Origin of the sequence: uncultured Lamprocystis sp. (assembly GCF_903933125.1) — a bacterium.
Lineage (GTDB): Bacteria > Pseudomonadota > Gammaproteobacteria > Chromatiales > Chromatiaceae > Thiodictyon.
Genome location: NZ_CAIZIZ010000155.1, coordinates 1 through 8,043, shown reverse-complemented (window position 1 = coordinate 8,043; position 8,043 = coordinate 1). Strand labels below are relative to the sequence as shown.

6 protein-coding genes are annotated in these 8,043 nt (G+C 67.8%); 5 read left to right on the top strand and 1 reads right to left on the bottom strand.

Annotation, left to right across the window (positions count from 1 at the left end; genetic code table 11):
- Positions 1–26: 26 nt before the first annotated feature.
- The gene (locus QZY03_RS07680) at positions 27–725 is read right to left on the bottom strand and encodes a thrombospondin type 3 repeat-containing protein (protein ID WP_295579790.1); all 699 of its coding nucleotides are present in this window, start codon (positions 723–725) and stop codon (positions 27–29) included.
- A 167-nt stretch (positions 726–892) separates the two neighbouring features.
- Between QZY03_RS07680 and QZY03_RS07675 the strand changes: the two genes are divergently transcribed.
- The 5 genes from QZY03_RS07675 to QZY03_RS07660 all read left to right on the top strand — a co-directional run bounded on the left by QZY03_RS07675 (position 893) and on the right by QZY03_RS07660 (position 7,855).
- Positions 893–4,972: a DUF1566 domain-containing protein gene (locus QZY03_RS07675; protein ID WP_295579788.1), complete on the top strand. Its 4,080-nt coding sequence runs from the start codon at positions 893–895 to the stop codon at positions 4,970–4,972.
- A 113-nt stretch (positions 4,973–5,085) separates the two neighbouring features.
- Positions 5,086–5,436 (top strand): four helix bundle protein, encoded by a 351-nt coding sequence (locus tag QZY03_RS07670; RefSeq protein WP_295579786.1) that lies wholly within the window; start codon positions 5,086–5,088, stop codon positions 5,434–5,436.
- 122 nt (positions 5,437–5,558) lie between these two features.
- Positions 5,559–5,708 (top strand): DUF1566 domain-containing protein, encoded by a 150-nt coding sequence (locus QZY03_RS32015; protein WP_363182300.1) that lies wholly within the window; start codon positions 5,559–5,561, stop codon positions 5,706–5,708.
- Positions 5,641–7,347, top strand: a complete 1,707-nt coding sequence (locus QZY03_RS07665; protein ID WP_295579784.1) for an RNA-directed DNA polymerase — start codon at positions 5,641–5,643, stop codon at positions 7,345–7,347. The genes QZY03_RS32015 and QZY03_RS07665 overlap by 68 nt, the downstream gene beginning before the upstream one ends.
- Entirely contained in the window at positions 7,340–7,855 is a 516-nt protein-coding gene (locus tag QZY03_RS07660) for a DUF1566 domain-containing protein (RefSeq protein ID WP_295579782.1), read from the top strand. Before QZY03_RS07665 ends, QZY03_RS07660 begins: the two co-directional genes overlap by 8 nt.
- The last annotated feature ends 188 nt before the right edge of the window (positions 7,856–8,043 follow it).

Below are 8,043 nucleotides of genomic sequence, written 5' to 3'. Positions count from 1 at the left end.
CGGCGGCGGGTGGGCCGCCGCCAGACTCACCGCCCCAGGATCGCCCGCCAGCCGCCCCGGTTGGGCAGGCACTCCCAGCAGAAATCGCCGGCCTCGCAAGCATCGCCAATGCCGTCTTCATTCGCATCGGCCTGGTCAGGATTCCGCGTGTGCGGACAGTTGTCCTGCGCATCCGGCACCCCATCCCCGTCGCTGTCCAGCCCTGGGCCATAGACGGCCGCGGGTGTCGCGGCGAATCCATAGCCGGCGGGATTGGCGCCGGCGCTGAGCTGGACCCTGGTGTTCTGGCCAGCCGCCAGGCGACTGGTGAACCGTGCCGCCAGCAGTGGTTTGGGCAGGGTGCCCGGCCAGTCGCCCGACCGGCTGGCCCACGCGATCAGCGCAAAACAATCGGTGGCCGCGTCCTGGTCGAAATTCGTCGTGCGGTCGTCGCGGCAGGCCGTGTCCTGCGCCACCAGGCCCTGCCCCAGCGTCTCCGTCAGGCCCGCGAAAGTCAGGCGTGTCGAGTTCCAGTGCAGCCGCACACCCAGGCCGGTCAGGGTCGCGTCCGCACCGCCGACATTGTACACGAGGGTGATAGTCACCGCGGCCCCACTGGCCGCGGCCTGGCTGGCCGGCTCGGCGGAGACCGATTGCGTCTGCCCGGCCGCGGTCGTCCAGCCGAGGCAGGAGACCAGGGCGGCCGCCACCAGGCCAACACGTCCGGACGATAGGTACCGTTGCATCTTCCTGTTCATTCCCGGTCGCACTTAAGCTAAACTCTTGCAGAGTCTAGGGGATAGTTCCGCGACGTGCCACCGATAACAGTGCACCACCTCGGCGAGGCGCGCCGTAATGCCTTCCGATCCACCATCGGCGCGTCTTCGCCGACCAACACGATGGTCATGCCGCCATGCCGAAATGGACCGCCCGCTGGTTCCGCTTAATCGCCCTCACCCTGGCCGTGCTCGCCCTGTCATGGGCCATGGCGGCGGGCGCGGTGGAACCCCTCTGCGGCACCGACATCGACGGCGACGGCCAGGCCACCACCGACACCGATGGCCAATTGCTGCTGCGCCATCTGTTCGGGTTCACGGGGGCACAGCTCATTACCGGCGCGGTCGGGTCCGGCTGTACGCGCTGCAGCGCCGCGGCCATCGCCACCCGTCTGGAGACGGACGCCTGCCGGGTCCTCTTCGACATCGACGGCGACGGCCGGCGCGGCGCCCTCACCGACGGCCTGCTGTTGTGGCGCCTGCTCGCCGGTCTGACCGGCCAGGCTCTCACCGCCGACGCCCTGGGCGCCGGTGCCGTCCGCACCGATCCGGAGTCCCTGAGCGGCTGGCTGTCCACTGGCATACTGCCCCCCGGCGAGGCCCCCTGGCGGGTCCAACTGGTCGCCGGCAACTCCCTTCAGGGCGACCGCATCGACCTCGAATGGCTCACGACCAACGACAATGATACCGACCCGACCGCCCTGCGGTATGTGCTCCATGCCAGCCCAACCCCGGCCTTCCAGCCCGCTGCCGGCACCGCCAAGGCCCAGGTCACCGGCGCCGTCGCCGGCACCCTCACCGGTCTGACCCCCGCGACCCTCTACTACGTCAAAGTCGCCGCCCTCGACACCCGGGGCAACAGCAGTTGGAGCAACGAACTGAGCGTGCTCACCGCCGCCGCCGCGCCCGTCGCGACCGGCCAGACACGGCTGGTGCTCGATGCCGGTAACGCCACCAACCTGATCGTCACCCCCGCCAGCGTCAGCTACCGGCTGCCGGGCGGGGCCAGCCCGCCGGCCGTCGGCACCCTCATCACGACCGCCATCGGCGAGGGTTTCCTGCGGCGCGTCACCAGGCTCACCCGCAATGGCGACCAGGTCACCCTGGGCACTGCCGCCGCCGACCTCAGTGACACTTTCCAGGACGCGCAGCTCGCCACCGGGGTCAAGCTCATCGACCTGCCCAGCCAGCAGGCCCTCGCCGGCGCCCTGGCCAAGGGGACGCTCGCGGCCACCCAGGGTGGCGACCTGCGCAGCCTCCAATGGCCCGGACGCGGGCTGACCATCAGCCAGCGCACGCTCCCCACCGCCCTGGGCGCCCCGGCGACCGCCGCCGCCACTGCCGGCGCCTCCTGCAACGGCTCCGGTGGCCAGACCAAGACCCAGACCGACAGCCCGCTGCAGGTCACCTATCCCGTCATCGCCTGTGTCGAGCCCGGCGGCGCCCTGAGCATCGCGATCACGGCTGCCATCCAGACCGGGAGCGAGTCCCGCTACCAGATCACCCAACTGTTCTTCACCGAACTCGACCATCCCAAGATCCGCAAATCCCGCCCGAATTACGGCGCCAGTTGGTCACCCCCCGTGGGTGACAGTGACACCCGCGGCCAGGGCACCCTGTCCTGGCGCCCCGACGATTCCATGGTCGACGACCAGTCGCGCCCCTTCACCGCGCGCTTCGTCGCCCTGGCGCAGGAACGCGAGGGACAATGTACCGGGTTGGGCGGCTGGCAGTGCCGGACCCGCCGCATCGATTTCGAGGTGCCGATCTATGTCAACTGGGGCGACTTCCCCGCGCCCACCAGCCGGACCTTCAGCAGCAGCGGTGCCGGACTCACCCTCAGCGGCGAGGCACGGGTCGACTTCCAGCCGGCCGTCACGGTCGATGCCGACCTGCGCGGCAGCCAGTTGCGCCGCGCCGTTGTCCGGCTCGATGGTCCGGTCTCCTTCCGCACCGAGGTCCGCCTCGCGGCCACCGCCAACGGGACCTACCAGACGACCACGCCATTGCTCGACAAACGCTTCGTCAAGATCCTGTGGGCCGGGCAGGTCCCCATCGTCGTCACTGGCCGGCTGGTGCTGGAGGCTCAGTTCCGCGCCCAGGCCGATGCCGCCCTCGACATCCGTCAGGTCCTTGAACTCGGCTATGACCTGACCGCCGGCCTTGACTACCGCGACGGCCAGTGGACGGTGCTCCGCGAGGCCAAACCCTGGCAACGCTACGAACTGCGCGGCGAGGCCAATACCCATGGCGTTGTCGAGGTCCGCATGGTGCCGGACCTGACCGTGAAGTTCTACGATATCGCCGGCGGGCGCCTCAAGATCGAGCCCTATCTCTACGGCGAGGCCGCGCTCCAGGGACACTTCAGCTATCAGGACGGCAGCGGCGGTACAGGCAGCGATGTCGACTACCGCTTCACCAAACTCGAATTCGGCGGCGGTGTCGACGGCGCCTTCCGCCTGGGCCTGGAGGCGTTCGATGTCAGCCTCATCGGCTATCCCTCACGCGACCCCAACGACCTCTACCGCTTCGCCCTGATCGACCGCACCCCCATCCTGGGGCTGCCCACCCTGGCCCCCTATACCGAGGGCACCCTGCGGGTCGGCGGCGCGTGCGCCATCGGCCTGCGCCCCAGGGCCACCCCGGTCCCGAACCCCTTCCAGGCCCTGATCGGCGGCCCCGCCACCCTCAATGCCTTTGAATCCGGCAGCGCCCGCTGGGACCTGGTGCTGCCGGCCATCGGGGCCACCCTCACCCAGGCCACCCCACCCGGCAACGCCTGGTTCAGCGCCGCCAGGGCGGGCCGCTATACCCTGCGGTTCAGTGGCCACAGCGCGCTCGGCAGCTTTATCCGCCAGTACGAGGACCTCCAAGTCGACTACGATCCCGCGACGCTAAACTGTCCCGGTGCCGGCACGCCCTGGGTCACACCCGCCACGGGTGCGTGGACCAACACACCGCAACGGCTCGCGGTCGGCAGCGACGGCGCCGCCACCCTCTATTACCGCATGGTCAACACCGACGACGGCAGGCCCCCGGCCGACCCGGGAGTGCCGGGCCCGACGGCCAACGACGGCTCTCTCGCCGGGCCCGGCGCCGACTTCCTGCTCTACGGCACGGCCGGCAAGCTCAAGCGCAGCAAGCTGCGCTTCGTCGGCTGTACGGGCACCACCTGCGGGCCGGCCAGCGGGGTCTTCGAGTATGCCATCGACCTGCGCGGCGGCGGCGCGGTCGCGGTCACCCCCGCCGGCGGGACCTGGCGGACCTCGCCCCAGTCGCTCGCGGTCGGCAGCACCGGGGCGGACAGCATCCGTTACACCATGGTCAACACCGATGACGCCTCCACCCCCGCCGACCCGGCCGCGCCCGGCGCGGGCACCTACGATGGCGTCCTGAGCGGACCGCAGGCCAGCTTCCAGCTCTATGGCAGCCCCGGCCAGCTCAAGCGCAGCAAGCTGCGCTTCGCCGGCTGCAGCGGCGCCACCTGTGGGCCGGCCAGCGGGGTGTTCGAGTATGCCATCGACCTGCGGGGTGGCGACGACCGCGGCGGCACCGAGCCGCTCAACGACACCGGCATCGACTGGTGCGCGGACGGGAGTCAGAACGGGCTCGCCTGCCCGGTGGCCGGCTATCCCTGGCAGGACGCCCAGGATGGGCGCGACAAGACCCATGATGACGACAGCGACGGCCACGCCGGATTCAGCTTCACCAAGCTCGACGCCAACGGCAACCCGCTGGCCGCGAGTGCTGCCGCCTGGTCCTGCGTGCGCGACAACGTCACCGGGCTGATCTGGGAGGTCAAGACCGACGATAGTGGGCTGCGGGACAAGGATTGGAGGTATAGCTGGTATAACCCGGATGCGGCGACCAACGGCGGCTCTCCGGGTTACGCAGACTATGGCAACAATTGCTTCAGCCCCGCCCGCTGCGATACCGACAAGTACGTCGCCGACGTCAATGCCCAGGGCCTGTGCGGCGCCCAGGACTGGCGCCTGCCGGACCCGCGGGAGTTGCTGTCCATCGTCAGTAATGACCGGGTGTACCCGGCGATCGACACGACATACTTCCCGAATACGGTTTCGTCCTGGGTTTGGTCCGCGTCCCCGTATGCCTACTACCCGGGCTACGCGTGGGACGTGTACTTCTACGATGGCGGCGTCTACTACGGCTATAAGTACGCCGCCGGGTTCGTTCGTCTCGTGCGCGGCGGACAGTGACTTGGTCCTTTTTGTGAGATACGCGTGACCGCGCCGCTCATCGAGCATCGTCGCGACTTGGCTAGTCCAAGGCCATGTGGTCGCGTGCGGGAAAGGGTTGTGCGATGGGCCGCGTGAGCCATCTCCCTATTTGGCGGGACGCCACCCGCCTGCTGGTGGCGATCGAGCAGGCAGTGCGCGCATTCCCGCGGTATCATAAATACACGCTGGGCAGCGAATTGCGCCGCCAGGCGATGACCGTCTGCCGCGCGATCCTACGCGCGGCTGATCACCGCGAGGAACAACTGCCGCATGTGCAGCGGTTGGTGGAAGTCGTGGATGATCTCAAATTACAGATTCAACTCGGTAAAGAACTCCAGGCGTTCAAGAGTTTCAACCAATTCCAGGCCATCGCCGAACTGGCGGTGGCCGTGGGCAAGCAGAGCGGGGGGTGGCGTAAGCGGCTGCAACGGCCAACGGCCTGAACCGCGCGCCCCAGGCGTCGCGGGTGAGCTAAGGTCACTGTGCGCCGGCACCGCCGTCCTCTATGGTGGCATGATCCGTCTGGTCCCGCGCTACCGCATGGCTGCGTGGGTTCAGCAGAAGTGTGCCGGTGATCGGTTCGGTGGTTTGGTCCGCGTCCCCGTATGCCAACAACCCGAACAACGCGTGGAACGTGAACTTCAACAATGGCAACGTCAACAACAACAATAAGAACAACGCCGGGTTCGTTCGTCTCGTGCGCGGCGGAAAGTGACAACGCGGGTGTCTTCTCGTTTGCGGCGGTCTATCGCGGCTATCTCGGCTGCCGCCGCCGCAAGCGGGGCACGGCCAATGCCCAGCGCTATGACCTGCGTCTGCTGGACAACTTGGTGGACACCGCAACGGCGTTGCAAGACCGCACCTACGCCCCCTCCCGCTCGCTTTGTTTTATCGCGCGCCAGCCCAAGGCGCGTGAAATCCACGCCGCGGACTTTCGCGACCGCGTGGTCCACCATGTGCTGGTGCCGCGCCTGGAGGCGCTGTTCGAGCCGGTCTTCATCCATGACCTTTATTCCAACCGCAAGGGCAAGGGGACCCATGCGGCGGTGGAACGGCTGGCGGCCTTCATGCGCTCCGTCGGCGACAATGGCCGCCGCCCCGCCTGGTTTTTGCAACTCGACGTGCGTAATTTTTTCAACAGCATCGATCAGGCGGTGCTCTTTGGGTTCATCAACCAGCGGCTCAAGAAGGCGGTCGCCGCTGGGCTCATTGACTCGGCCGTGGCCTGGGACCTGAGTTGGCTGACGCGGGTGCTGCTCAAGCAGGATCTTAAGACTGAGACGCTTTACCGCTGCACCGAGGGTGATCTGAACCGGGTCCCGCCGCACAAGCGCCTCAGCGCCGCACCGCCGGGCAAGGGTCTGCCCATCGGCAATCTCACCAGCCAGTTTTTCGCCAATGTCTACCTCAATGCTTTGGATCAGTTCGTCAAGCACCGGCTGAAATGCCGGTATTATCTGCGCTATGTGGATGACTTCATCCTCCTGGATAGCGACCCCGAGCAGTTGCGGGTGTGGGAGCTTGAGATCGCCACTTTTCTGACCGAGCACCTGCACCTGGATCTGAAGGCCGGCACCCGGTTGCGGCCAGTGACCGACGGCGCCGACTTTCTCGGCTATATCGTGCGTCCCCATTACCGGCTGGTACGTCGGCGCGTGGTCGGCAACCTCCGCGACCGGCTGACGGCGTTCGCGCGCACCCACGTCAGCCCCGTCAGCCTGCGCCTGCCGCCCGAGCGGCGCGATGCATTGCGCGCCGTGCTGGCGAGCTATCTCGGGCACTTCGGCCACGCGGATTCATTCAACCTGGTACAGTCCTTGTTCGCCGAATTCCCCTGGCTCGGCTGTCTGTTCGCGCTTCGGCGCGGCACCGTCCCTCGTGAACAAGCGGCTGCTGCGCGCAACGGCTCCCGCCGCACCGCTGCGGCCGGTCCCTGGCGCATCCTGCCGCGTTGGGAGCCCCGGAGCGTGACCTCTCTGCGCAGCCAGGTGAGATATTTTCGCCGTACTTTCCGCCCGGCAATTGCCTTGGTCCAGATCGGCAACCGGGTCGCCCTGTTCGGCGACGACTTGCACCGTGTGCTCGCCCCGGCCCCCTGGCTGGCGCGCTGGCCCGAGGCCCGGATCGAGCAACGCCCCGGGCTGGCCGCGGGCCTGTCCTGGCCGGTCAGCCACATCAAGGGTCTGGGCCGGTCACTGCGCGCCGTCGGTCAGCCCTATGCCTTCATCGGCGAGGAGAGCCAACTGGCTGGCGGGATGAAGCGCCGGGTGCTCAGGTATCTCTACCTCGGTGCCGCAACCCGCGCACACGAGGACCTTCCATCTCCCTCAACGGAGCAACCGGACGATGCGTAACCGATGGTGGCGACTCACCGCGATCCTCTTGCTGTCCGCGTCCTGCGCTGTCGTCGCGGCGCAGACCTGCCGCACCGACATCACGCCGACGGCGCCGGACAGCCGCTTTACCGACCATGGCGACGGCACCGTCAGCGACGCGGCCACCGGCCTGCGGTGGAAGCGGTGCGCCGAGGGGTTGAGCGGGGCGGGGTGTGCGAGCGGCGCTGCCGCTACCTTCACCTGGCAGAACGCCCTGCAACAGGCGGCCGACACCGATTTTGCCGGCCGCACGGATTGGCGCCTGCCGAATAAGAATGAGTTGGAGTCGCTGGTCGAGCGGCGCTGTTATAACCCTGCGATTAACGCGACCTTCTTTCCGAATACGCCATCCGACTGGTTTTGGTCCGCGTCCCCGTATGCCAACGACCCGTACTACGCGTGGAGCGTGTACTTCTACGTTGGCAGCGTCTACGACGACTATAAGTACTACGCCGGGTTCGTTCGTCTCGTGCGCGGCGGACAGTGACTTGGTCCTTTTTGGGGATGTCGGCGTAGGAGCATCGGACCGGCCGCGTTTGGACGCGGGCGAGTCGGCGTGGCGCCTGTACCGTGCGCAACGCCGCACCCGAGTAACCAGGAACCGCGATAGCCCGGTAGGTTGGGGTGACGAAGGAACCCCAACGGCCAACGCCTGGGATCGTTGGGGTTCCTTCG